22 protein-coding genes are annotated in these 21,764 nt (G+C 70.9%); 5 read left to right on the forward strand and 17 right to left on the reverse strand.

Annotated elements, in window-relative coordinates; all coding sequences use genetic code 11:
• Positions 1-47 precede the first annotated feature (47 nt).
• A complete protein-coding gene (locus ACFZA2_RS11260) occupies positions 48-2,015 on the forward strand; it encodes a maltotransferase domain-containing protein (RefSeq protein WP_391405294.1) in 1,968 nt (655 codons plus the stop codon).
• The gene (gene glgB / locus ACFZA2_RS11265) at positions 2,012-4,150 is read left to right on the forward strand and encodes a 1,4-alpha-glucan branching protein GlgB (RefSeq protein ID WP_391404557.1); all 2,139 of its coding nucleotides are present in this window, start codon (positions 2,012-2,014) and stop codon (positions 4,148-4,150) included. The genes ACFZA2_RS11260 and glgB overlap by 4 nt, the downstream gene beginning before the upstream one ends.
• A 180-nt stretch (positions 4,151-4,330) precedes the next feature.
• Here glgB and ACFZA2_RS11270 read toward each other — a convergent pair whose 3' ends face one another.
• Positions 4,331-5,275, reverse strand: coding sequence for a tetratricopeptide repeat protein (locus ACFZA2_RS11270; RefSeq protein WP_391404561.1), 945 nt, complete (start codon positions 5,273-5,275; stop codon positions 4,331-4,333).
• The gene (locus tag ACFZA2_RS11275) at positions 5,272-7,083 is read right to left on the reverse strand and encodes a glycosyl transferase (RefSeq protein WP_391404564.1); all 1,812 of its coding nucleotides are present in this window, start codon (positions 7,081-7,083) and stop codon (positions 5,272-5,274) included. The genes ACFZA2_RS11270 and ACFZA2_RS11275 overlap by 4 nt, the downstream gene beginning before the upstream one ends.
• A 172-nt stretch (positions 7,084-7,255) precedes the next feature.
• On the opposite strand from ACFZA2_RS11275, the gene ACFZA2_RS11280 reads away from it, so the two are divergent.
• A complete protein-coding gene (locus ACFZA2_RS11280; protein ID WP_315995539.1) occupies positions 7,256-8,332 on the forward strand; it encodes an AI-2E family transporter in 1,077 nt (358 codons plus the stop codon).
• A gap of 2 nt (positions 8,333-8,334) precedes the next feature.
• Here the strand turns inward: ACFZA2_RS11280 and ACFZA2_RS11285 are convergent, their stop codons facing one another.
• From ACFZA2_RS11285 to rpsB, 9 genes are all read right to left on the reverse strand, one after another.
• Positions 8,335-9,057 (reverse strand): alpha/beta hydrolase, encoded by a 723-nt coding sequence (locus ACFZA2_RS11285; protein WP_391404568.1) that lies wholly within the window; start codon positions 9,055-9,057, stop codon positions 8,335-8,337.
• Positions 9,057-9,344, reverse strand: coding sequence for a hypothetical protein (locus tag ACFZA2_RS11290; RefSeq protein ID WP_315995537.1), 288 nt, complete (start codon positions 9,342-9,344; stop codon positions 9,057-9,059). The genes ACFZA2_RS11285 and ACFZA2_RS11290 overlap by 1 nt, the downstream gene beginning before the upstream one ends.
• Before the next feature lie 9 nt (positions 9,345-9,353).
• Positions 9,354-9,887, reverse strand: coding sequence for a transglycosylase SLT domain-containing protein (locus tag ACFZA2_RS11295; RefSeq protein WP_391404572.1), 534 nt, complete (start codon positions 9,885-9,887; stop codon positions 9,354-9,356).
• Positions 9,888-10,125: 238 nt separating this feature from the next.
• Positions 10,126-10,701: a DivIVA domain-containing protein gene (locus ACFZA2_RS11300; RefSeq protein ID WP_391404575.1), complete on the reverse strand. Its 576-nt coding sequence runs from the start codon at positions 10,699-10,701 to the stop codon at positions 10,126-10,128.
• Entirely contained in the window at positions 10,698-11,744 is a 1,047-nt protein-coding gene (locus ACFZA2_RS11305) for a phosphatidate cytidylyltransferase (RefSeq protein WP_391404578.1), read from the reverse strand. Before ACFZA2_RS11305 ends, ACFZA2_RS11300 begins: the two co-directional genes overlap by 4 nt.
• Before the next feature lie 5 nt (positions 11,745-11,749).
• Positions 11,750-12,304: a ribosome recycling factor gene (gene frr / locus ACFZA2_RS11310; protein WP_315995533.1), complete on the reverse strand. Its 555-nt coding sequence runs from the start codon at positions 12,302-12,304 to the stop codon at positions 11,750-11,752.
• A 75-nt stretch (positions 12,305-12,379) separates the two neighbouring features.
• A complete protein-coding gene (gene pyrH / locus ACFZA2_RS11315) occupies positions 12,380-13,099 on the reverse strand; it encodes a UMP kinase (RefSeq protein ID WP_315995532.1) in 720 nt (239 codons plus the stop codon).
• Between the two features lie 131 nt (positions 13,100-13,230).
• Positions 13,231-14,058 carry a translation elongation factor Ts gene (gene tsf / locus ACFZA2_RS11320; protein ID WP_391404583.1) on the reverse strand — a complete coding sequence of 276 codons (828 nt, stop codon included), beginning with the start codon at positions 14,056-14,058 and terminating at the stop codon, positions 13,231-13,233.
• Between the two features lie 156 nt (positions 14,059-14,214).
• Positions 14,215-15,108, reverse strand: coding sequence for a 30S ribosomal protein S2 (rpsB, locus tag ACFZA2_RS11325; RefSeq protein WP_391404586.1), 894 nt, complete (start codon positions 15,106-15,108; stop codon positions 14,215-14,217).
• A 315-nt stretch (positions 15,109-15,423) separates the two neighbouring features.
• Between rpsB and ACFZA2_RS11330 the strand changes: the two genes are divergently transcribed.
• Positions 15,424-15,939: a murein hydrolase activator EnvC family protein gene (locus ACFZA2_RS11330; RefSeq protein ID WP_391404590.1), complete on the forward strand. Its 516-nt coding sequence runs from the start codon at positions 15,424-15,426 to the stop codon at positions 15,937-15,939.
• 282 nt (positions 15,940-16,221) lie between these two features.
• Here ACFZA2_RS11330 and ACFZA2_RS11335 read toward each other — a convergent pair whose 3' ends face one another.
• Complete coding sequence (locus ACFZA2_RS11335; protein ID WP_391404593.1) at positions 16,222-16,521, reverse strand: hypothetical protein; 300 nt, start codon at positions 16,519-16,521, stop codon at positions 16,222-16,224.
• 22 nt (positions 16,522-16,543) lie between these two features.
• Here ACFZA2_RS11335 and ACFZA2_RS11340 point away from each other — a divergent pair, with 22 nt between their 5' ends.
• Positions 16,544-16,768, forward strand: a complete 225-nt coding sequence (locus tag ACFZA2_RS11340; protein WP_391404596.1) for a hypothetical protein — start codon at positions 16,544-16,546, stop codon at positions 16,766-16,768.
• A 277-nt stretch (positions 16,769-17,045) separates the two neighbouring features.
• Here ACFZA2_RS11340 and ACFZA2_RS11345 read toward each other — a convergent pair whose 3' ends face one another.
• The 5 genes from ACFZA2_RS11345 to ACFZA2_RS11365 form a co-directional block, all read right to left on the reverse strand.
• Positions 17,046-18,062: a tyrosine recombinase XerC gene (locus tag ACFZA2_RS11345; RefSeq protein WP_391404599.1), complete on the reverse strand. Its 1,017-nt coding sequence runs from the start codon at positions 18,060-18,062 to the stop codon at positions 17,046-17,048.
• 144 nt (positions 18,063-18,206) lie between these two features.
• Positions 18,207-19,400 carry a DNA-processing protein DprA gene (gene dprA, locus ACFZA2_RS11350; protein ID WP_391404602.1) on the reverse strand — a complete coding sequence of 398 codons (1,194 nt, stop codon included), beginning with the start codon at positions 19,398-19,400 and terminating at the stop codon, positions 18,207-18,209.
• Positions 19,397-20,923, reverse strand: a complete 1,527-nt coding sequence (locus tag ACFZA2_RS11355) for a YifB family Mg chelatase-like AAA ATPase (protein ID WP_391404605.1) — start codon at positions 20,921-20,923, stop codon at positions 19,397-19,399. The genes dprA and ACFZA2_RS11355 overlap by 4 nt, the downstream gene beginning before the upstream one ends.
• Positions 20,920-21,282, reverse strand: a complete 363-nt coding sequence (locus ACFZA2_RS11360; RefSeq protein ID WP_391404608.1) for a YraN family protein — start codon at positions 21,280-21,282, stop codon at positions 20,920-20,922. Before ACFZA2_RS11360 ends, ACFZA2_RS11355 begins: the two co-directional genes overlap by 4 nt.
• A 93-nt stretch (positions 21,283-21,375) precedes the next feature.
• Positions 21,376-21,699: a DUF2469 family protein gene (locus ACFZA2_RS11365; RefSeq protein WP_055836674.1), complete on the reverse strand. Its 324-nt coding sequence runs from the start codon at positions 21,697-21,699 to the stop codon at positions 21,376-21,378.
• Positions 21,700-21,764: the final 65 nt, after the last annotated feature.

Raw genomic sequence — 21,764 nt, forward strand, 5'->3', positions numbered from 1 at the left:
TCAAGCCGACGCCGACCTCGCGCAGCGTCGTCACGCCGCGCATCCCGATGGCGCTGCCGCACCCGAGCGTCCCGGGTGGGCGGTTCCGCCCCTCCGCGTACGTGGGCGAAGCCGTTCCCTTCACGGTCACCGCATTCCGCGAGGGACACGACCGCATCGGCGTGCAGGTGCGACTGTTCTCGCCCTCGGGCGACGAGTCGTTGCATCGACTCAGCCCCCTCAACGACGGCTTCGATCGCTGGTCGACCCTCGTGGCCCCGCTCGAGCAGGGTGTGTGGCGCTTCCGGTTCGAGTCGTTCGCCGACGACTTCGCGACGTGGGAGCACGCGGCCGAACTGAAGATCGCCGCAGGTGTCGACACCGCGCTCATGCGCGAGATGGGCGCCCAGCTGTTCGACCGCGCCCGAGGCGAGAAGAAGCGCCCCGGCAGCGATAAGGACCGCCTGTACGACGCCGCCCGCGCGCTGCGCGACCCGGAGGTGCACGACGACACCGCCCGGCAGATCGTGCGCGACCCCGCGATCGCCGCGCTGTTCGAGGTCCGGCCGATGATGGGACTCGTCTCGGTCGGTAAGGACGCCGAGCTGGTCGTCGAGCGCGAGCGCGCCGGCGTGGGCGCCTGGTACGAGTTCTTCCCGCGCTCGGAGGGCGCCACGCGCCGCGACGACGGATCCGTGATCAGCGGCACGTTCCGCACCGCCGTCGATCGCCTCCCCGGCGTGGCCGACATGGGCTTCGACGTGCTCTACCTCCCGCCGATCCATCCCATCGGCGTGACCAACCGCAAGGGTCCGAACAACACGCTCGTCACGCAGCCGGGCGACCCGGGCTCGCCGTGGGCCATCGGCGCCGCGGAGGGCGGGCACGACACGGTGCACCCCGACCTCGGCACGCTCGAGGACTTCCGCGCCTTCGTCGCCGCCGCGCGCCGGAACGGCATCGAGGTGGCCCTCGACCTCGCTGTGCAGGCCTCGCCCGACCACCCGTGGGTCGCAGACCACCCCGAGTGGTTCACGACGCTCCCCGACGGCTCGATCGCGTTCGCCGAGAACCCGCCCAAGAAGTACCAGGACATCTACCCGGTCAACTTCGACAACGACCCCGAAGGCATCCGCGCCGAGGTGCTGCGCATCGTGCGCCACTGGATCGCGCAGGGCGTCACCATCTTCCGCGTCGACAACCCCCACACCAAGCCGCTGCAGTTCTGGGAGTGGCTCATCGCCACGGTGAGCGCGGAAGAACCCGATGCCGTCTTCCTGGCGGAGGCGTTCACGCGTCCGGCACCCCTGCAGGGTCTGGCGATGGCCGGGTTCCAGCAGAGCTACACGTACTTCACCTGGCGCAACACGAAGGAAGAGCTCGAGGAGTTCCTCGGCGGCCTCGCCCACGAGACCGACGACTTCCTGCGGCCGAACCTCTTCGTCAACACTCCCGACATCCTCACGGAGTACCTGCAGTTCGGCGGGCGCCCGGCCTACAAGATCCGCGCTGCGATCGCCGCGACGGCCGCCCCCACCTACGGCGTCTACGCCGGGTACGAGCTGTACGAGAACATCGCGCGCCCGGGCTCCGAAGAGAACATCGACAACGAGAAGTACGAGTACAAGTTCCGCGACTGGGCGGGCGCCGAGGCGGCGGGCGACTCTCTCGCCCCCTACCTGCGCATGCTCAACGCCGCGCGCCGCGCCCATCCGGCCCTCCGTCAGCTGCGCAACCTGCAGGTGCACTGGAGCGACGACGACGCCATCCTCGTGTACTCCAAGCACCTGGATGCCGCCCTCAGCCCCACCGGCACCTCCGACACGGTGATCGTCGTCGCCAACGTCGACCCGCACTCGGCGCGCGAGACCACCGTCCACCTCGACACGACCGCGTTCGGCGTCGAACCCGGCGCGTCGTACGACGTCGAAGACCTCGTGACCGGCCAGGTCTGGACCTGGGCCGACCACAACTTCGTCCGCCTCGACGCCTTCAGCGAGCCCGTGCACATCCTGCACGTCAAGGAGAACCGATGACCTCCCTCTCCCCCGAGATCCTGGATGCCGTGGCCCACGGCTCCCACCACGACCCGCACAGCGTGCTGGGCGTGCACGAGACCGGCGACGGGTGGGTCATCCGCTCGCGGCGCCCCCTCGCCGCGACCGTCGTCGCCGAGCTCGCCGACGGCACCCCGGTTCCGCTCGAGCACGTGCGCGGGGGCATCTGGGAGGCCGCGGTCGACGCCTTCCCCGGGGCCTACCTGGTACGCGCGTCGTACGACGGGTCGGAGCATGCGGCCGATGACGGCTATCGCCACGCCCCCTCCATCGGCGAGCTCGACCTGCACCTCATCACCGAGGGACGTCACGAGGAGCTGTGGCGCGTGCTCGGAGCGCACGTCCGCGAACTCGACGGGTCCTCGGGCACCGCCTTCACCGTGTGGGCGCCCGACGCCCGTGCGTTGCGCGTAATCGGCGACTTCAACGGCTGGGACGGGTCGGGCAGCGCGATGCGCTCGATGGGCGGAAGCGGCGTCTGGGAGCTCTTCATCCCCGGCGTCGGGATCGGCGCCCGCTACAAATTCGAGATCCTCACCCGCGGTGGCCAGTGGATCGAGAAGGCCGACCCGATGGCGCGCCTCGCCGAGGTCCCCCCGGCCACCGCGTCGGTCGTCACCGACTCCGCCTACGCCTGGGCCGACGACGACTGGATCGATGAGCGCTCCCGCACCGCGCCGATCGACCGCCCGATGTCGATCTACGAGCTGCACCTCGGCTCGTGGAAGCAGGGACTCTCGTACCGCGACGCGGCCGACGAGATCATCGCCTACGTCGGCGCTCAGGGCTTCACCCACGTCGAGTTCCTTCCGCTCGCCGAGCACCCCTTCGGTGGGTCGTGGGGCTACCAGGTGTCGGGCTACTACGCCCCCACGAGCCGCTTCGGCTCCCCCGACGACCTGCGCTACCTCATCGACCGTCTTCACCAGGCCGGCATCGGCGTCATCATGGACTGGGTCCCCGGGCACTTCCCGAAAGACGACTTCGCCCTGGCCCGCTTCGACGGCGAGGCCCTCTACGAGCACCCCGATCCCCGCCGCGGCGAGCACAAGGACTGGGGCACGCTCATCTTCGACTACGGCCGCAACGAGGTGCGCAACTTCCTCGTCGCGAACGCGCTGTACTGGTTCGAGGAGTTCCACGTCGACGGTCTGCGCGTGGATGCCGTGGCATCCATGCTCTATCTCGACTACTCGCGCAACGACGGCGAATGGGCACCGAACCAGTTCGGCGGTCGCGAGAACCTCGAGGCGATCCGCTTCCTGCAGGAAGTCAACGCGACGTCCTACAAGCGCTACCCCGGCATCGCTCTCATCGCCGAGGAGTCGACGAGCTTCCCCGGCGTCACCGCCCCGACGTCGCACGCCGGACTCGGTTTCGGCTTCAAGTGGAACATGGGGTGGATGAACGACTCGCTGCAGTACATCGGTCGCGATCCGATGTACCGGTCGCACCACGAGGGCGAGCTGTCGTTCTCGTTCGTCTACTCCTTCAGCGAGAACTTCGTCCTGCCCATCAGCCACGACGAGGTCGTGCACGGCAAGGGGAGCCTTTTCGGCCGCATGCCGGGAGACCACTGGCAGAAGCTCGCCAACATGCGCGCCTTCCTGGCGTACATGTGGGGCCACCCGGGCAAGCAGTTGCTCTTCATGGGCCAGGAGTTCGGCCAGATGTCGGAGTGGTCCGAGTCCCGATCGATCGACTGGTGGATGCTCGACCAGCCCTCCCACAAGCAGTTGCACGAATTCGTCGCCGAGCTGAACCGCGTGTACAAGGACCAGGCGGCGCTGTGGTCGCGCGACCACGACGGAGCGGCCTTCTCGCGTCTCGGCGCGCCCGCGTGGAACCCGAACGTGCTCGCTTTCGCCCGTCGCGACCACCACGGCAACACGATCGCGGTCGTGTGCAACTTCTCCGGCGTCCCGCTCACCGACTTCCCGCTCGACCTGCCCGAATCCGGATCGTGGACCGAGGTGCTCAACAGCGACGCCGAGGTGTTCGGCGGTTCCGGCCAGGGCAACCTCGGCACGGTCACGACCGACGGCCGCGGGAGCGCCACTCTCACCCTCCCGCCGCTCGGGGTGCTCTGGCTGCACCACCGCGCCGGGTCCTGACCCGCGGAGTCCGACGCCCCGTCCCGATCACCGGGGCGGGGCGTTCGCGTGCCCGGGGTACGTGACCGGCTCCCGGTGAGACGGGACGCCCGCGTGTTCATCCACGGTCGCATCTCGCGCCGGCCCCGACGAACGACGGCCCGGACCCCCCAGAGGGACCGGGCCGCGTCGTCGGTCGTGTCAGAAGAGCAGGGATGCCAGCCGCGCGCGCGCCCGTACGACGCGGGCGTCGTCGTCGCCGACGATCCCGAACAGCTCCAGCAGGCGCTCGCGGACCGGGGCGCGCTCGTCGGCAGGAAGCGCCGCGAAGAGATCGAGCAGACGCCCGAATGCGTCATCGATGTGTCCGCCGACGACATCGAGGTCGGCGACGACGAACTGGGCGTCGACGCCCGTGGGATCGGCCGCGGCCGCGGCACGCGCCGCCTGCAGGTCGGCGCCCTGCACGCGGTCGAGCAGGCGCACCTGACCGAGACCCGCACGGGCGTCGGAGTCACGCGGGTTCTCGGCGAGAGCCTTCTCGTACGCCGTGATCGCGCGGGCGTAGTCGCCCTCCTCGATTGCGGCGAACGCCTCGGCGTGCAGCGGCGGCAGCGGGGGCTCCTCCGCCGGAGCCGCATCGGCCGCCCCGGCGACGGGAACGGTGCCGGTGACGCCGTGCTGGGCGGCGAGCTGCAGCAGCTGAGCGAAGACGTCGCGCACCTGCTGCTCCGGCACCGCGCCGGTGAACAGCGGAACGGGCTGACCCGCGACGAGCGCGAGGACCATCGGAATGGACTGCGCGCGGAAGCCCTGCGCCAGCTGCGGGTTGGCGTCGACGTCGACCTTCGCCAGTACGAGGCGGCCGGCCAGTTCGGTGACGACCCTCTCGAGCACCGGGCTGAGCTGCTTGCACGGCCCGCACCACTCGGCCCACAGGTCGATGACGACGGGCACCGTGCGCGAGAGCTCGAGCACCTCGCCGAAGGTCGCGTCGGTCACATCGAAGACCAGGGGCAGGGCACCGGCCGGGGCGGCGCCGTCGGCGGGAGGGGTCGCGGGGGCCGCGGGGGCGGCGGGACGGTTGCGCAGCGACGAGAGGTCGACGGCACCGCGCATGACGGAGCCGGGGGCGGGAGTGCTCACGGGGACACCTTCGCTTCGAGGAGGCTGGAACGGTAGCCGAGCAGGCGGATCTTGTCGTCGGAGCCCTGGCTGGGCACGTAGAAGAACACCTGGTCGGAGTAGGTCGTGGTGAAGCCTGTCGCGGACTGGTCGACACCGGTCAGGGCCTTGACCGCCGGATTGTTGTCGAGCTTGATGACCGCGTCGGCGTTCGTGGGCTTCGCCGTGTCGCTCTCGTAGACATTCACGGCGACGATCGCGCCGGTGTCGAGCGTCGCGAGGGCGATGGGGGTGGCGGGCCCCGCCGAGGCAGCGAAGCTGATCTCCGCCGTTCCGGCGCCGGTCTGGTTGAGCTCGTCGGTGCGCTTCGTCTTGTTGTCCTGGATGGCGGAGAGCAACAGGTCGTTCGCGGTGTCGAAGAGCGCGGCCGAGGTGCTGTTCTCGCCGTTGTTGATGATGTCGGCGTAGGCGGCGGCGACCTTCTCGGGGGCGAGGGTGAGGAACGAGGAGTCCGGCGGCACCTGCGTCGCGCCCACGTACGGGGCGGCGAGCTCCGGCAGGTTGGTGGAGGCCTCGAGGTTCCCGACGTACGACGCCTTGTATTCGTCCCACGGCGTCTCTTGCGTCATCATCATGATCGTCGTGGTCGGTGTCGCGGCATCCGCCGACTCCACCACGGTCATGAGCGTGCGCGGCCAGGTGCCCGTCGTCTGCGGCAGCACGATCTGAACCGGCTCCGCGGGAATGGCCGGGAGCGCCGGGCGGTCGGGCAGAGCCGCACGCAGCGTGTAGTTGGTGGCGCGCTCGGCGAGCGCCGGTCCGGACAGGCGTTGGGCGGCGGCGTTCTGATCGAGCGCCGCGTCGGCCGAGGAGACGGTGCTCGACACGCGCGCGACGATCCGCTTCGCCTGCGCCTCTGTCACGGCGGGCGGGAATTGCCCCTCGGGAACGACGACCGTGGGGGTCGGGCTCGGAGTCTCGGATGCCGCCAACTGCGGCCAGGCGTCCGCCGAGCAGCCGGCGAGAAGCGCGACGGAGACGCCGAGGGCCGGGACCGCGACGAGTGCGCGCCGGCCGCGCGAGCCCGTCCCGCGGCGCGCGGGGCTCTCGCTCACGACCCCCTTGGACGCGGACGCGTCGCGAGCTGCGGCATCCGACTCGGCGATGGAAATGGGCTCCGTGACCGGCAGGGGCAATCCCTTCCGGCGCGGGCGCCGCGAACGGCGCACGTGCCGGATGCCGAGCAGGTAGAGCACGAGGCCCGCGAGCAGGGCGATACCGCCGCCGACGATGAGCGGACCCGCCCAGGGCGTCGAGTCGTCGATGGGCCACGTGACGCTGATGTTCGACGGCGCGGGAGCCGTGCCGTCGGATGCCACGAGCACGCTCATGTCGTTCGGCAGCTGCAGGATGGTGGACAGCGACCCGGTCTGCTCCCACTCGTCCAGCCACAGGTCGTTGTCGATCGGGCTCCGCCCCGCGGCGGCGCCGGAGGTGGGTGTCACGGTCGGGGCCTGATCGGCGGTCTGCACCGTCCCCTCACCGTCCACGGTCACCGCGGTGTAGTCGACGTCGGCGAGCCACGCCTTGAGGTCGGCCGTACGCCCGTAGGAGACGAACACCGCGCCATCGCCCTCGACGCGCAGCGTCTGGGCGCCCGGCACGCTCGTGAGCACGGAGCCGTCGATCAGCGTGTACGCCGCCGACCCCTCCGTCTGCACCGACGTGGTGGTCTCGGATGGACCTTGGAAGACCGTGCGCTGAGCGATCCCGGCACCGATCATGGCGGCGGCGATGACGAACGCCACCACGGCCCAGACGAATCTCACGCTTCACACCATCCCCACCGGCAGCTCGGGCGCCACCGAAGAATCGACGTTTCAGACTATCGGAGGGCGGCTGAAAGTTCGCGGCGAGGCTCGCGCCTCGCCGATCCCGCCCCGCACGGTCACTATCCTGACGAGACGGGCGCGTGCCCGGCTGAGGCGGGAGTCGTTCGGCATGAAGATCCACAACCCCTTCCGGGTCGCACTCCTGGCGACTCTCGGAGTCGGCGTCGGCCTGTTGCTCATCGGGAGCGTGCAGAACCTCTCGACGATCCTGCTGTACGTCGGGACGGCCCTGTTCCTGTCGTTGGGCCTCGACCCCGTGGTGTCTTTTCTGGAGCGGCGCGGTCTGCCCCGCTGGGCGGCCGTCCTCGTGACGATCCTCGCGGTGCTCGGCGTCTTCGCCGGCATCATCTTCATGGTCGTGCCGATCATCGTCAGCCAGATCGCCCAGCTGATCTCCCAGGTCGAGCAGCTGCTGCAGCCGGGACGCTGGAACGAGATCGTCACGCAGGTGCAGCAGTGGGTGTCCGACTCCCTTCCCTGGCTCAAGATCGACGACGTCTGGGCCGGCATCCAGCACTGGTTCACGACCCTCGACGTCGGCTCGATCTCCACGGTCATCGGCAACAGCCTGCTCACGGGTGCCGGCGCCGTGGCAGCAGGCCTCGGCGGCGCGTTCATCGTGCTGATCCTGACCATCTACTTCACGGCATCCACTCCCTCGCTCAAGTCGGCGGTGTATCAGCTGGTCCCGGCGTCCAAGCGCGCGCGCTTCATCGAGCTCGCCGAGAAGATCACCGACTCCGTGGGTTACTACGTCATGGGGCAGGTGAGCCTGGGCGTCATCAACGGCGTGCTCAGCGCCATCTTCCTCACCATCATCAACGCGCCGTTCCCGGCCGTGCTCGCCGTGATCGCGTTCTTCTTCTCGCTCATCCCCTTGGTGGGAACGCTGACGGGCTCGACGATCATCGTGCTCACCTGCCTCATTCCGGGCCTCGGAACGCCGGGGTGGGCGATCATCGCGGCGGCGATCTACTACCTCGTCTACATGCAGATCGAGGCGTACGTCATCTCCCCGCGCATCATGAACCGCGCGGTGTCGGTGCCGGGCTCGGTCGTCGTGATCTCGGCGCTGGCCGGCGGCGCACTGCTCAACCTCCTGGGCGCCCTCATCGCGATCCCCGTGGCCGCGAGCATCCTCATCATCTACCGCGAGGTCATCATCCCGCGGCAGAACGAGCGCTGAGCTCAGCCGACGACGTCGCCATCCCACTCGGTGGGGAGCGGAAGGGCGTCGGGGGCGACCGCGGCGACGATCTCGGTGAGCACGCGGCGCGTCTGCGTCTCGCCGACCCACAGATGCTTCCCGCCTTCGACGGCGATGAGCGTGGCATCCGGGATCGACGCGAAGCGCTCGCGGGCCTCGTCGGGTCGCAGGTAGTCGTCGAACTCCGGAACCAGCACGACCACCCGGCGCTCGTCTCCCGCCCACGCCGCGACCTCGTCGGCGGTCGCCCGATGCAGCGGGGGCGACAGCAGGATGACGCCCTCGATGTCGTGGTCGCGGCCGTACTTCAGCGCGAGCTCGGTGCCGAACGACCACCCCACCAGCCAGGGGCGGGGCAGACCGCGCTCGCGAACGAGATCCATCGCCGCCGCCACGTCGAAGCACTCGTTCGCTCCCCCGTCGAAGGCGCCGTCGCTCGTGCCGCGGGGAGACGTCGTGCCCCGGGTGTTGAACCGCAGCACCGCGAGATCGGCGAGGGCCGGCAGGCGGCCGGCCGCCTTGCGCAGGATGTGCGAGTCCATGAACCCGCCCGCCGTGGGCAGCGGGTGCAACGTCACGAGGGTCGCCACCGGCTCGCGGTCGAGGGGCAGGGCGAGCTCGCCGACGAGGGTGAGCTCATCGACCGTGTGCAGGGCGACGTCTTCCCGGCGTGCGGGCAGAAGGACGGGTCCGCGAATCTCCATCAGGCGATCCTCCAACAGTGGGTGTGCCAGTGCCGACGTGCGGCGAGATCCGCCGCGTCGCCGAGCACGCCGTCGGCGCGCCAGACGACGAGGTGGGGGGTGCCGGAAGCGACCGTGCGTCCGCATCCGGGGCAGATGTAGTCCTTGACCGCCTGCGGCCCCGAGAGCGGCTGCACGGTCCATTCCGATCCGCGCTTGACCTCGGTGCGCTTCCACCCGGCGATCAGACGATCGAGCGAGTCGTCGCCGCGACCCGGATCGGGGCGGCGCTTACGGGAGCGGGGCATGGATGCCGCTCACCACCAGTGGTTGCTCGTCCAGAACGCGTACGCGCCCGCCCAGCTGCCGTATCGGCCCGTGGCGTACCCGGTCGCCCAGCGCAGGTTGTCGACCGGGTCGTACCCGTTGCCGGGGACCTTGCTGCACGGCAGGGCCTGCACGAGACCGCACGCTCCCGAGGAGCGGTTGGTGGCGTTCGGATTCCATCCGCTTTCGCGGCTGACGATGTAGTCGACGTAGCCCATGTCGGCATCCGAGATGCCGGCGGCAGCCATCCATTCCGCGGGTGCTCCCCCGCCGGAGTAGTACAGCGGCCCTCCGCCACCGCCTTCGCCGCCGGCCGACGAGCCCGAGTCGCTGCTGCGCGTCTGCGTGGGCGTCGGGGTGGGGGTCGGCTTCGGCTTGACGTACACGTTGTAGCTCGAACGCTGGAGGTCGGGGGCCTGCTTCTCGCCCGAGGTCGACACCGCCTGCGTGTCGCCGAGGCCTTCCGCGTAGAGGGTGACCGTGCGGGGCTCCTCGGCCTGCGCCGGCGAGAACGCGGCGCTCATGGGGCCGACGTAGGCGGCGGCGAAGAGGACCGCCGCGCACGCGCCGAACACGCCGACGACGCCGCGACGACGGGACCAGCGTGGCGCTGAGCGGCGCGGAAGGGCGGGTGGTACCACGTCGACCGACCCGACGCCTCGACGGGCGACGCGGTCCGATGATCTACGCGAGAGTTCCGAGCCAGAAGTCACAGTGCCGCCGAGTCTACCGACGAGTCGGAGCGGGTGTCATCCCGATGCCTCATCCGACGGCGAGCATGACCTCGACGACGGCGTCGAGCACCGCATCGACCTGGGTCTCGCGGTATCCACCGCGCTGCAGGCGGAAGGCGACGGCGCGTACCTGGTCGGGCGTCACGGGGTCGCCCGCCGCGAGGTAGCGCGCGACGCGGTCGGCGACGACGTCGACTTCGTCGACCCGATATCCGTAATGCAGCAGCGACACGCGCTCGAAGCGCTGTCCGCGGGGCCGACCGAGACGGTCGAGCACGACCTGGGCGGTGTCGCGCGTCTCTGCGACCCAGGCCCGCGCCCCGAGCCGGGAGAGAGCGTGCTCGCGCTCTCGTGCGGCGAAGGCGTCTTCGACCCGACCCAGGGCCGCGTCGACGGATGCCACGGCATAGCCGCCCTTGACCAGCGGGAACGACACCGCGCGAACCTCCGACGAGCGCAGGACGCCGGGGTCGTCGGCTTCGAACGCGTCGCGCGCGCGGGCGAGGAATGTGTCGACGGCGCGCTTCTCGTAGCCCTTGGTGCGTCCCGTCGTCTCGGGGAAAGGGGTCGCGGCGACCTTGTCGTGGATCGGGGTCTCGGTCATGACACTCCCAACGGGGCGAGCAGATAGAACATCACCAGAGCGGCCGTCGCCGAGGGCAGGATCGAGTCGAGGCGGTCGAGTACTCCCCCGTGTCCGGGGAGCCACGAGCTCATGTCCTTGATGCCGAGGTCGCGCTTGACCATCGACTCGCCGAGGTCGCCGACGGTCGCCGTGGCCAGCACGGTCGCGCCGAAGATGAGCCCGGCCCACCACGGGACCTGGAGCATGAACACGGCCAGAAGCGCCCCGGCGACCAGAGCCGCCACGCACGCACCCGCGAAACCCTCCCAGGTCTTCTTCGGGCTGATGCGCGGAGCCATCGGATGCCGACCGCCCCGACCGAACGTGAGGCCCGAGATGTACGCACCCGTGTCGGCCGCGACGGCGAGGATGAGGAACGCGAGAACCCACCACTCCCCGCGCGGCTGAGCGAGCAGGATCATGGCGACGCTGGTGAGGAACGGGACGTACAGCTGCACGAACCCCGCGACGAGCACATCGCCGATGACGTCGATGCGCAGCCGTCCGTCGGCGGCGAAGAGCTGCGCCACCAGCCGCCACACGACGACCACGACGACCGCGACGAGGGTGGCGATCCAGTGCACCCAGGCGCCGAGGAAGAACCCGCTGAGCAGCAGCACGAACCCCATGACCAGCTGCGGGACGACGTCGACGCGCCGCCCGGCGACCTGCAGGGCTCGGCTGAACTCGACGACCCCCAGCACCATCGCGGCCGCGGCGAAGAGGACGAAGGCCCACTTCACGAAGATCAGCGAGGCGATCACGATCGCACCGATCCCCACACCGATGAGCGTGGCGACGATCAGATCGCGCCCCGTGCGCTGCTTCAGACGCTCGTTCGCCTGGTCGAACTCGGCGCGCGCGTGCGCGATGTGCTGCTCGGCATCCGATCGCATGGCACGCAGCTGCGACTCGATCGCCGTGACCCCCTCGCCCGTCGTCGGACGGCGCGTCGGATCGGCACGACGGACGTCGAGCGGGTCGACCGGCTCGGCGTCACCGGTCACAGGGGCGTCGGGCATGCGGGTCAGACCTCGAGGAGCTCGGCCTCTTTGCGCTTGAGCGCGTCGTCGATCAGGTCGACGTGCGTGCGCGTGACGGCGTCGAGCTCCTTCTCGGCCCGAACGAGCTCGTCCTCGCCGACGTCGCTCTTCAGGGCGTCGAGGTCGTCCTTCGCCTTGCGGCGCAGGTTGCGCACCTGCACCTTCGCGTCTTCTCCCTTACCGCGCACGATCTTGACGTACTCCTTGCGGCGGTCCTGCGTGAGTTCCGGCATGGTGACGCGGACGATGGTGCCGTCGTTGGTGGGGTTGACGCCGAGGTTCGGCATGTCGCGGATGGCCTGCTCGATGGCCTTCAACGCGGACTTGTCGTAGGGGTTGATCACGAGGGTGCGCGCCTCGGGGTTGTTCAGCGACGCGAGCTGCGCGAGAGGGGTGGGCGACCCGTAGTAGTCGACCAGGACCTTCTGGAACATCTGGGGGTTCGCGCGTCCGGTGCGGACGGTCGCGAAGTCCTCCTTCGCGGCCTCGACGGCGCGATCCATTCGCGCTCCGGCATCGGCGAGGACATCGGCGATCACGGTGACTCCATTCGTTGGAACTGAGGTGCCAGTCTAGTCGCGCGCGGGCCCGGCTCCCCGGGCCCGCGCGGCGCGTCACGCGGTGACGAGGGTTCCCATCTCGTCGCCCAGCAGCGCACGGGTGACGTTGCCGGCCGGCTCCATGCCGAACACGCGCATGTCGATGCCGTTGTCCATGCAGAGGCTGAACGCCGTCGAGTCCACGACCTTGAGGCCCTTCTGCAGCGCGTCGCTGTAGGTGAGGTGGTCGAGCTTGGTGGCACTGGGGTCCACGCGCGGGTCGGCCGTGTACACGCCGTCGACGCCGTTCTTGGCGACCAGCACCTCGGTCGCACCGATCTCGAGCGCGCGCTGGGCGGCGACGGTGTCGGTGGAGAAGTACGGCAGGCCGGCGCCGGCGCCGAAGATCACGACGCGCCCCTTCTCGAGGTGACGCACGGCCCGTCGCGGGATGTAGGGCTCGGCCACCTGCGTCATCGAGATCGCCGACTGCACGCGCGTGGCGGCTCCCGCCTGCTCGAGGAAGTCCTGCAGGGCCAGGGAGTTCATCACGGTGCCGAGCATGCCCATGTAGTCGGCGCGGCCGCGATCCATGCCGCGCTGGCTGAGCTCGGCGCCGCGGAAGAAGTTGCCGCCGCCGACCACGATCGCGATCTCGACCCGGTCCACCGCCTCGGCGATCTCGCGTGCGATCTGGCTGACGACGTCGGGATTGACACCCAGTTGGCCTCCGCCGAACGCCTCCCCCGACAGCTTCAGCAGAACGCGGCGGCGCTTGGTGGCTTCATCGATCACGTGTGGTGTCCTCTCGTCTTGAACAAACTATCCCCCCGCCGACGCCGACCGATACCGGCCGCGGGCAGGGAAAAGGCCCGGGATGCCATGGCATCCCGGGCCTCATGACGGGCCCTGAGCCTGTCGAAGGGTTACGCGCCGACCTTGAAGCGGGCGAAGTCGGTCAGGGTGAGACCGGCGTCGGACGCGACCTTGGCGACGGACAGCTTGTTGTCCTTCGCGTAGTCCTGGTCGAGCAGGGCGACCTGCTTGAAGAACGCGTTCACGCGTCCCTCGACGATCTTCGGCAGGGCGGCCTCGGGCTTGCCCTCGTTGCGGGAGATCTCGGTGACGATCTCGCGCTCCTTCTCGACGTCGGCCTCGGGCACGGCGTCGCGGGTGAGGTACGACGGGTTGGCGAACGAGATGTGCTGCGCGATGGAGCGAGCGGTCTCGGCGTCGTCACCGGTGTAGGCGAGGACCACGCCGACCTGCGGGGGCAGGTCCTTGCTGGTCTTGTGCAGGTAGACCTCGAACGTGGAGCCCGAGATGGTGCGCACGCGGCGCAGTTCGACCTTCTCGCCGATGATCGCGGCCTCGTCGGAGATGAGCTGCTCGACGGTCTTGCCCTCGGCGTCGGCGGCCAGAGCGGCCTCGACCGAGTCTGCACCGGCGGCGGCCGCCGCGTCGACGACCTTGTCGGCCAGAGCGATGAAGCGCTCGTTCTTGGCGACGAAGTCGGTCTCGCAGGCGAGCTCGAGCAGCGTGACCGAGCCGGCGTTCTCGCGAGCGACCACGAGGCCCTCGCTCGTCGAACGGTCGGCGCGCTTCGCGTTGCCCTTGGCGCCCTTGAGGCGCAGGATCTCGACGGCCTTCTCGACGTCGCCGTCGGCCTCTTCGAGCGCCTTCTTGGTGTCGACCATGCCGGTGCCGAGCTGCTCGCGCAGCGCCTTGATGTCGGCGATCGTGAAGTTTGCCATGGTGTGGCGGTCTCCTTGTCGTTTGCGTTCTAGATGTGGGCCCGGCGGGGCCGTGCCGCCGCCCTCACGAGGAGGGCGGCTGTCACGACCCCGCCGGATCGTAGCCTGTGCGGGTGACGCGCCGTGCACGCGAGGGTGACGGCGGCGTCGCGCGGCTTACTTGCTGTCGGTGGCCTCGGCGTCCGCGACCTCGGTCGCGGTCTCGCCCGACTCGGCGGCGACGGCCTCGTCGTGAGCCTCGGCGCCGGCGGCGTCGTCAGCCGACTCGGTCGCGGCCTCGGTGGTCTCGGCGTTGGTCTCGAGCAGCTCGCGCTCCCACTCGGCGAGGGGCTCGGCGGCCTCGTCCTCACCGGCGGGCTGGTGGCGCTGGATCAGGCCCTCGGCGGCGGCGTCGGCGATGATGCGCGTGAGCAGGCTCACCGAGCGGATCGCGTCGTCGTTACCGGGGATCGGGTACTGGAACTCGTCGGGGTCGGCGTTCGTGTCGAGGATGCCGATCACGGGGATGCCGAGCTTCTTGGCCTCGTCGACCGCGAGGTGCTCGCGCTTGGCGTCGACGACCCAGATGGCCGACGGGGTCTTCTGCAGGTTGCGGATACCACCGAGCGACTTGTGCAGCTTGTCGAGCTCGCGCTTCTTGAGCAGGAGCTCCTTCTTGGTAAAGCCGCTCTCGGCCGGGTTCTCGTAGTCGAGCTCCTCGAGCTCCTTCATGCGGGCGAGGCGCTTCGACACCGTCTGGAAGTTGGTGAGGAGGCCACCGAGCCAGCGCTGGTTGACGTAGGGCTGGCCCACGCGGGTCGCCTGCTCGGCGAGGACTTCCTGCGCCTGCTTCTTGGTGCCGACGAAGAGGATGGTGCCGCCGTGCGCGACGGTCTCCTTGACGAACTCGTACGCCTTGTCGATGTAGCCGAGCGACTGCTGCAGGTCGATGATGTGGATGCCGGAGCGCTCGGTCAGGATGAAGCGCTTGACCTTCGGGTTCCACCGGCGGGTCTGGTGTCCGAAGTGAACGCCGCTGTCGAGCAGCTGGCGGATGGTGACGACGGCCATGGTCGTACTCCTGTTTCTGGGCGCGTTCGCGCCGTGGTTGCGGTTGTTCGCGCCGGACGGACCGTCCGGCGAGCCTGGTGCCCGGCGCACACCCGCCACCCGCCGGAGCGGAGGACCATGGGGTGTGGATGCCGCGCGGTGCGGCTTCTGGGAAGAAGACGCGATGCGCTGTGGGCACGCGGAGTCATCCCGACGTGCGGGATGCATCCCCCAGCATACAGGACGCCTCCTCCCCACCGCGTGCGCGCACGGGTCCGTCCCGATTCACGTCGCCGCCGCCACGTGGAGGAGACGGGGAGGGGCAGAATCCCCGCCATGGCTCCTCCTCCCGCGCGCCGACGCCTCGCTGTGATCGTCGTGATCCTGACCCTGTGCGCGGCGGTCGTCGGCATGAACGCCCCGGCTCGCGGGGACGTCGCGGACCCCCTCGCCGAACGCGATTGGGTGTGGCCGGTCTCTCCGGTGAGGATCGTGCGCGGGTGGGAAGCTCCCGCGCACCCCTACGGTCCGGGCCATCGGGGTGTCGACCTCGCCGGCACGGAGGTGCGCGCTCCCGCCGACGGGGTCGTCGCCTTCGTCGGCGCGGTCGCGGGGCGCGGGGTGCTCACGATCGACCACGGCGGGGGCCTGGTGAGCTCGTTCGAGCCGGTCGTCTCGGACCTGGCGGTCGGTGAGCACGTGGCGCGGGGCCGGCCGCTCGCGACGGTTGCCGAGGGCGGACACACCGCGCCCGCGACGGTGCACCTGGGGGTCCGCCTCGACGGCGAGTACGTCAATCCGCTCCGCCTCCTCGGCGGCGTGCCACGCGCTGTGCTCCTGCCATGCTGCTGAGCGACGGAGGATGGCGCGCGGCGTCGTTACGGGGCGCTCCTCCCCGTGCCGGCGCCACCCCGGGCCTCTGCCTCGAGTCCCCGTCCTGCTCCCCGTGTCAGGCGAGGATCGGCCTCACCGACGCCCCGTCGCAGGGTGCAACCTCGGGCCCCGACGTGCTCCCCCGTGTCGGGCGAAGATCGGCCTCACCGCTCCCGTTCGCGCGGCGCCGCCTCGGGCCCCGTCGTGCTCCCCCGTGTGGGGCGAAGATCGGCCTCACCGGCGCCCGGTCGAGGGGCGCCGTCACCCGATCTGATTGCCGCGACCCTCGATCGTCGTCGTTCCGATGCCCCCACCGGCGCGCACCATGTTGTCCTGCCCGCGAACGGTCACCGCCGCGATGGCACCCGCCGCCTGCACCGACGTACGGTCGCCGCTGAGGTCGACGCTCCCGATCCCCCCTGAGGACTCGACCGAGCCGTCGTTTCCCTGCACCACGACCATGTCGATTCCGGCGGCGATGACACGCGCCCGGTCGCCCGAGATCCGGAGCGTGCCGATGGACGCCCCGGAGGCGTCGACGGTGAGGGCCGACCCCGACACGTTCACTTCCGAACACGTGCCCGTGACACGCACGGATCTCTCAGCGCCCGAGATGCTCTGGCTGCCGCCGTCGCCGCACGAGAGCGCGCCGGGGTCGGCGGCGGGGCTCGACGGCTGCGGAGTGACGGTGACCACCGGCGCGGAGGTCGCATCGGCGTCCGGCGCTGGCGAGAGCGTCACGACCGAGGGCGACGGGACGGGTGCCGTGGGGACGGATGCCGTCGGCGAAGCGTCCGAGGCCCCGTAACCGGGCGGGAGTCGCGTCTCGACCGGTTGAGGCTGTATCGCACACGCGGTGAGCGCGCCGCAGGCGATCAGCGCACCTGCGACAGCGGCGACGACTCGACGGGACGGCACGGTTCCCACGCTACGGGGTGCGGGGTCGCGCACGCCAGCCGGGGGCCGCCGGGCTCAGGCTCGGAGGTGGGCGGTTGCCCACGCCGGCCGACGGGGCCGGCGTGGGCGCGCTCGCGCCCGAGGGTCAGCGATTGCACACACCGGCCGACGGGGCTGGGCCAGCGCGCTCAGGCTCGGGGGTGGGCGAGACGGTACGCCTCCCGGAGCCTCTCCGCCGAGACGTGCGTGTAGATCTGAGTGGTCCCCAGACTGGCGTGGCCCAGGATCTCCTGAACGGCCCTCAGATCGGCGCCGCCGTCGAGGAGGTGTGTGGCGGCGGAGTGCCGGAGCGCGTGCGGGCCCAGCACGTCGGTCCCCAGCCGCGGACCGACGGTGCGCGACACGAGCGCATGGACGGCACGCGGTCCCAGGCGCGCCCCCTTCGCTCCGAGGAACACGGCCCGCGCGTCGCGGTCCGTGCCGTGTGCGGCGCCGCCCGAGCTGGAGCGGGCCGCCCGACCGCCATCGCCACGGGCTGCATCGGGGCGCCCCCGGTCGCTGCGGGGGAGATCGTCGGACGCCTGCGCTTCCCTCCGGGCGCGGAGGACCGGCCGAGCCCGGACGAGGTAGGCCTGGAGGGCGCGCTCGGCCGGCAGGCCGAACGGCACGACTCGCTCCTTGTCGCCCTTTCCGCGTAGCCGGAGGGTCCGCCGTTCGTGGTCGATGTCGTCGAGGTCGAGCCCGCATGCCTCGGAGACCCGCGCCCCGGAGCCATAGAGCAGTTCGAGGAGGGCGTGATCGCGCAGAGCGATGGCATCGCCGTGCGTCGCCGACTCGGCCGCCGCGGCGAGCACCTCCGAGAGCGCGTCCTGCGTGGCCACGGCGGGGAGCGTCCGCCCGCGCTTCGGGGAGACGAGCCGTTGAGACGGATCGACGGTGACGAGGCCGGCGTCGCCCGCCCAGGCGAACATCCCGCGCACCGTCGAGGTGCGTCGAGCCGCGGTGGCTCTGCTTTTGCCCGCTTGCGAGGCGCGCCACTGCCATTCGCGAAGGTCGTCGACCCCGATCTCCTCGATCGGCGGATCGTTCAGGACGCGCACCAGGTCGTCGAGATCCGACCGATACGCGCGGACCGTCGCGGCCGAGAGGCGGCGCACCTCCGCCAGGTGGGACAGATAGCCCTCGACCACCGCGGATGTACGCACCCTCCCACTTTGACTCCCCCCGTCCCCGAGCCGCGGGGGACGCGCGGGAAGCGCGCGAGCCGGCGCCCCGGCGCTCAGCCCGTGGTCGATGGTGCGCTCCGGGCGGGACCGTCGCGCTGCAGCCGGACGCGGCGTCGCCCCCTCTCATGACCGAGTACTCCCCCGCGTCGCCGAACGCCACGCGCCGTCGTCATCGCGGACGGCACGACCCTCCAACTCCGCGAAGCCGAGCAGGACGGCGGCATCGTCACGGGCGAGTCCACTCCGTCGTGCCACATCGTCGACCGACCTCGCCGATCGAGGCGACAGCGCGTCGAACAGCCTCGTGGTGTCATCGGTCCTGCCGGCATCGGCGGCGCGCCCACTGTCGCCCGCGGGAGGGCCGCCCGCGCCCAGCATTTCGAGGACGTCCGCCGCCGACGTCACGCACACGCCGTCGAATTCGCGCAGCACCCGATGGCATCCGGCCGACGCGGCACTCGTGATCGGACCGGGCACCGCCCCGAGCCGTCTGCCGAGCATCGCGGCGTGGCCGGCCGTGTTCAGGGATCCGCTTCGCCAGCCGGCCTCGATGACGACGACCGCGTCGGCCATCGCCGCGATGAGGCGGTTTCGACTGAGGAACCGCCACTTCGTCGGCGCCGCTCCGCACGGGGTCTCGCTCCACACGGCCCCTGTCGCCGCGATCCGCTCCAGAAGACCCTCGTGTCCGCGGGGGTACGGGCGGTCGACCCCTCCGGCGAGGAAGGCCACCGTCGTGCCGCCCGTCGACAGCGCACCCCGGTGGCACGCGCCGTCGATGCCGTAGGCGGCGCCGGAGATCACCACCGCACCTGCCGCCGCGAGCTCGGCGGCGAGATCGGCCGCGACACCTTCGCCGTACGCGGTCGCGGCACGCGCGCCCACGAGAGCGACAGCAGGCGCATCCGACGGCGTCCCTCTCCCCCGTCGCCAGAGGGCGACCGGGGCGTGCGCCTCGAGATCGTCGAAGCGCGCTGGCCACGCCGCATCTCCGGGAACCACGAGGCGGGCGCCGCATCGCCGAGCCGCGTCGAGAGCGGTATCGACCGCCGAAGGCCGGAGTCTCGGCATCCATCGCGCTCGTGCCCGGTCGAGGGCGTCACCGCGGCCCTCCATCACCACACGGAGCGCCGCGGCGGCGCCGACGGCCGCGATCAGCACGCCCGCCTCGCTGTCTCCCGGCTCGACGAGCACGCTCCACACCGCGCGCGCATAGACCTCCGCCGGGTCGAGCGGTTCGTCGCCGAGGTCGACGCCCTCGCGAAGCCCGCCGAGCGCGCGGCGCGCCGACGCCTCGGACAGTTCGATGGGGATCATGAGGCGTTCGCTCCGCGCCGCAGGAAGAGCGCTCGACCGACGTCGGCTGCCTCCAAGCGGTCGTGGCCGGCGATGTCGGCGACCGTCCAGGCGACGCGCATGAGGCGGTCGTATCCGCGCAGCGTCAGGGCGCCTCGTCGCAGCGCGACGTCGAGCGGCGCGAGCACCTCGGAGCTCGGCGCAGCGGGTCCGCGCAGCCAGGTTCCGGGGACATCGGCGTTCCGCCGCCACGGCGTCTCGTCCCACCGTCGCGCGGCACGGGCGCGTGCCTCCGCCACCAGCGACCGGGCATGCGCCGTCGTCATCGTCGCGCCTGCGAAGTCGCGGCGCACCGACGAGACGCGTTGCAGGCGAAGGTCGATGTCGATGCGGTCCAGCAGCGGTCCCGACAGGCGCCGGGTGTAGCGGCGGATCGCTTGCGGGGCGCATTCGCACGTGGCTCCCGGGACGCCGTACTGCCCGCACGGACACGGATTGGTGGCCACCACCAGCTGGAACCGCGCCGGATAGGTCGCCGCCACGCCGGAGCGATGCACCTGGATCACCCCGCTCTCGAGCGGTTGCCGCAGGGCGTCCAGGACCGAGGCCGGGAATTCCCCGCCCTCGTCGAGGAACAGAACGCCCTCGCTCGCCCGCGCGATCGCGCCCGGGCGGATCACTCCGGAGCCGCCCCCGATGAGCGCGGCCGCCGTCGCCCCGTGATGGGGACTCTCGAACGGCGGTACGCGCGTCAGACGGGTCACGGTCTCGCCGGAGAGTGAGCGCACCGACGCGACGGATAGGGCCGCCTCGTCGTCGAGCGGCGGCAGGATGCCGGGCAGTCGGCGGGCCAGCATGGTCTTACCGGCCCCCGGTGGTCCGCTCATGAGGACGTGATGCCCGCCCGCGGCCGCCACCACGAGGGCGTCGACCGCCTCGCGCTGGCCCACCACGTCAGCCAGATCGAGCACGGCGTCGGCCGGTTCGGCAGATTCGGGCAGCTCGACGGCGGCCAGGTCGGGCGCCTCGCTGCTGCCCCCGTGCCAGCGCACCACGTCGGCGAGGCAGACGGCCGGGTACACCTCCATGCCGTCGACCAGTGCCGCCTCCGCCGCGTTCGCCTTCGGTACGGCGACCCGGGTCAGCCCCGCGGCGCGAGCCGCGACGACCGCGGGGAGGACCCCGGCCACGGGCCGTAGCCGACCGTCGAGTCCGAGCTCGCCGATATGCACCGTGTCGGCGACGTGAGTGGCATCCATCCGCACGGAGGTCGCGAGGGCCGCGACGGCGATGGCGACGTCGAAGCCCGAGCCGCGCTTGGGCAGACTCGCCGGGGAGAGGTTGACGGTGATCCGCCGCTTGGGGAGGTCCAGGCCACGGTTGGCGCACGCATTGCGCACCCGTCGGCCCGCTTCGCCCAGGGCCTTGTCGGCCAGGCCGATGATCGCGAACTCGGGAGTCTGCGACGACACGTCGGCCTCGACCTCGACCAGGTCGCCGCGCAGTCCCGTCAACGCCACCGCCCACGTGCGCGCAACCGTCACAGGGCGTCCTCGAGGTGCTCGAGGCGGGCGTCGGCGGGATCGTCGCCGATCAGGCCGATGACGTCGACCCGCAGACGACGCCCGCGCGCGTACTGCGGATGCTCGGCGAGCCAGGCCATCGACAGCCGCCAGAGGCGCTCGGCCTTCCGTCGGTCGACCGCCTCGAACGGGTGACCGTAGTCCTCGCTGCGTCGGGTCTTGACCTCGACGACGACGAGCGTGCCGCCGCGCTCGGCCACGACGTCGATCTCCCCCTGCGGACATCGCCAATTGCGCGCCAGGATGCGGTAGCCGTCGCCGATCAGATAGGCGACCGCGCGGTCTTCTCCGGCTCTGCCGAGGTCGTCTTTCGCTGCCATGCCGGAGAGCGTGGCAGCTGGCTCATCCTGCCCGTGGAGCTCGGAGCCCTGTCTGTGGATGGATCGAGGCAGGGCCGGGGTGGGGAGGAGGCGTCAGTTGTCGAGCGACAGTTCGTCGGGCAGCTGGAAGTCGTGGCGCGAGAGCTCCTCGACGTTGACGTCCTTGAACGTCAGCACGCGCACGGACTTCACGAAGCGGTCGGCGCGGTAGATGTCCCACACCCACACGTCGGTCATCGAGATCTCGAAGTAGAAGTCGTGCTCGGTGTCGCGGCGGACGACGTTGACGTCGTTCGCGAGGTAGAACCGGCGCTCGGTCTCGATCACGTAGGTGAACTGGCGCACGACATCGCGGTACTCGCGGTACAGGGCCAGTTCGAGTTCGCGGTCGTAATCCTCGAAGACGTCGTCATCCATGGTCATCCCATCCTAGGCGCGCGGCGCGACCGCAGCCGCACGGGAGCACCCGCCCGGGCGCGTCC

This window comes from Microbacterium sp. NPDC007973, from assembly GCF_042958465.1.
Taxonomy (GTDB): Bacteria; Actinomycetota; Actinomycetes; order Actinomycetales; family Microbacteriaceae; genus Microbacterium; species Microbacterium galbum.

What these genes read in the sequence shown, in the direction of transcription:
- ACFZA2_RS11305 (WP_391404578.1), bottom strand. Translation starts at nt 11,744, where the DNA reads ATGCCCGACGCCCCTGTGACCGGTGACGCCGAGCCGGTCGACCCGCTC.
- ACFZA2_RS11290 (WP_315995537.1), bottom strand. Translation starts at nt 9,344, where the DNA reads ATGCCCCGCTCCCGTAAGCGCCGCCCCGATCCGGGTCGCGGCGACGAC.
- ACFZA2_RS11285 (WP_391404568.1), bottom strand. Translation starts at nt 9,057, where the DNA reads ATGGAGATTCGCGGACCCGTCCTTCTGCCCGCACGCCGGGAAGACGTC.
- dprA (WP_391404602.1), bottom strand. Translation starts at nt 19,400, where the DNA reads ATGATCCCCATCGAACTGTCCGAGGCGTCGGCGCGCCGCGCGCTCGGC.
- ACFZA2_RS11360 (WP_391404608.1), bottom strand. Translation starts at nt 21,282, where the DNA reads ATGGCAGCGAAAGACGACCTCGGCAGAGCCGGAGAAGACCGCGCGGTC.
- ACFZA2_RS11260 (WP_391405294.1), top strand. Translation starts at nt 48, where the DNA reads ATGGCGCTGCCGCACCCGAGCGTCCCGGGTGGGCGGTTCCGCCCCTCC.
- glgB (WP_391404557.1), top strand. Translation starts at nt 2,012, where the DNA reads ATGACCTCCCTCTCCCCCGAGATCCTGGATGCCGTGGCCCACGGCTCC.
- ACFZA2_RS11300 (WP_391404575.1), bottom strand. Translation starts at nt 10,701, where the DNA reads ATGACCGAGACCCCGATCCACGACAAGGTCGCCGCGACCCCTTTCCCC.
- ACFZA2_RS11365 (WP_055836674.1), bottom strand. Translation starts at nt 21,699, where the DNA reads ATGGATGACGACGTCTTCGAGGATTACGACCGCGAACTCGAACTGGCC.
- ACFZA2_RS11330 (WP_391404590.1), top strand. Translation starts at nt 15,424, where the DNA reads ATGGCTCCTCCTCCCGCGCGCCGACGCCTCGCTGTGATCGTCGTGATC.
- rpsB (WP_391404586.1), bottom strand. Translation starts at nt 15,108, where the DNA reads ATGGCCGTCGTCACCATCCGCCAGCTGCTCGACAGCGGCGTTCACTTC.
- tsf (WP_391404583.1), bottom strand. Translation starts at nt 14,058, where the DNA reads ATGGCAAACTTCACGATCGCCGACATCAAGGCGCTGCGCGAGCAGCTC.
- ACFZA2_RS11295 (WP_391404572.1), bottom strand. Translation starts at nt 9,887, where the DNA reads ATGAGCGCCGCGTTCTCGCCGGCGCAGGCCGAGGAGCCCCGCACGGTC.
- ACFZA2_RS11280 (WP_315995539.1), top strand. Translation starts at nt 7,256, where the DNA reads ATGAAGATCCACAACCCCTTCCGGGTCGCACTCCTGGCGACTCTCGGA.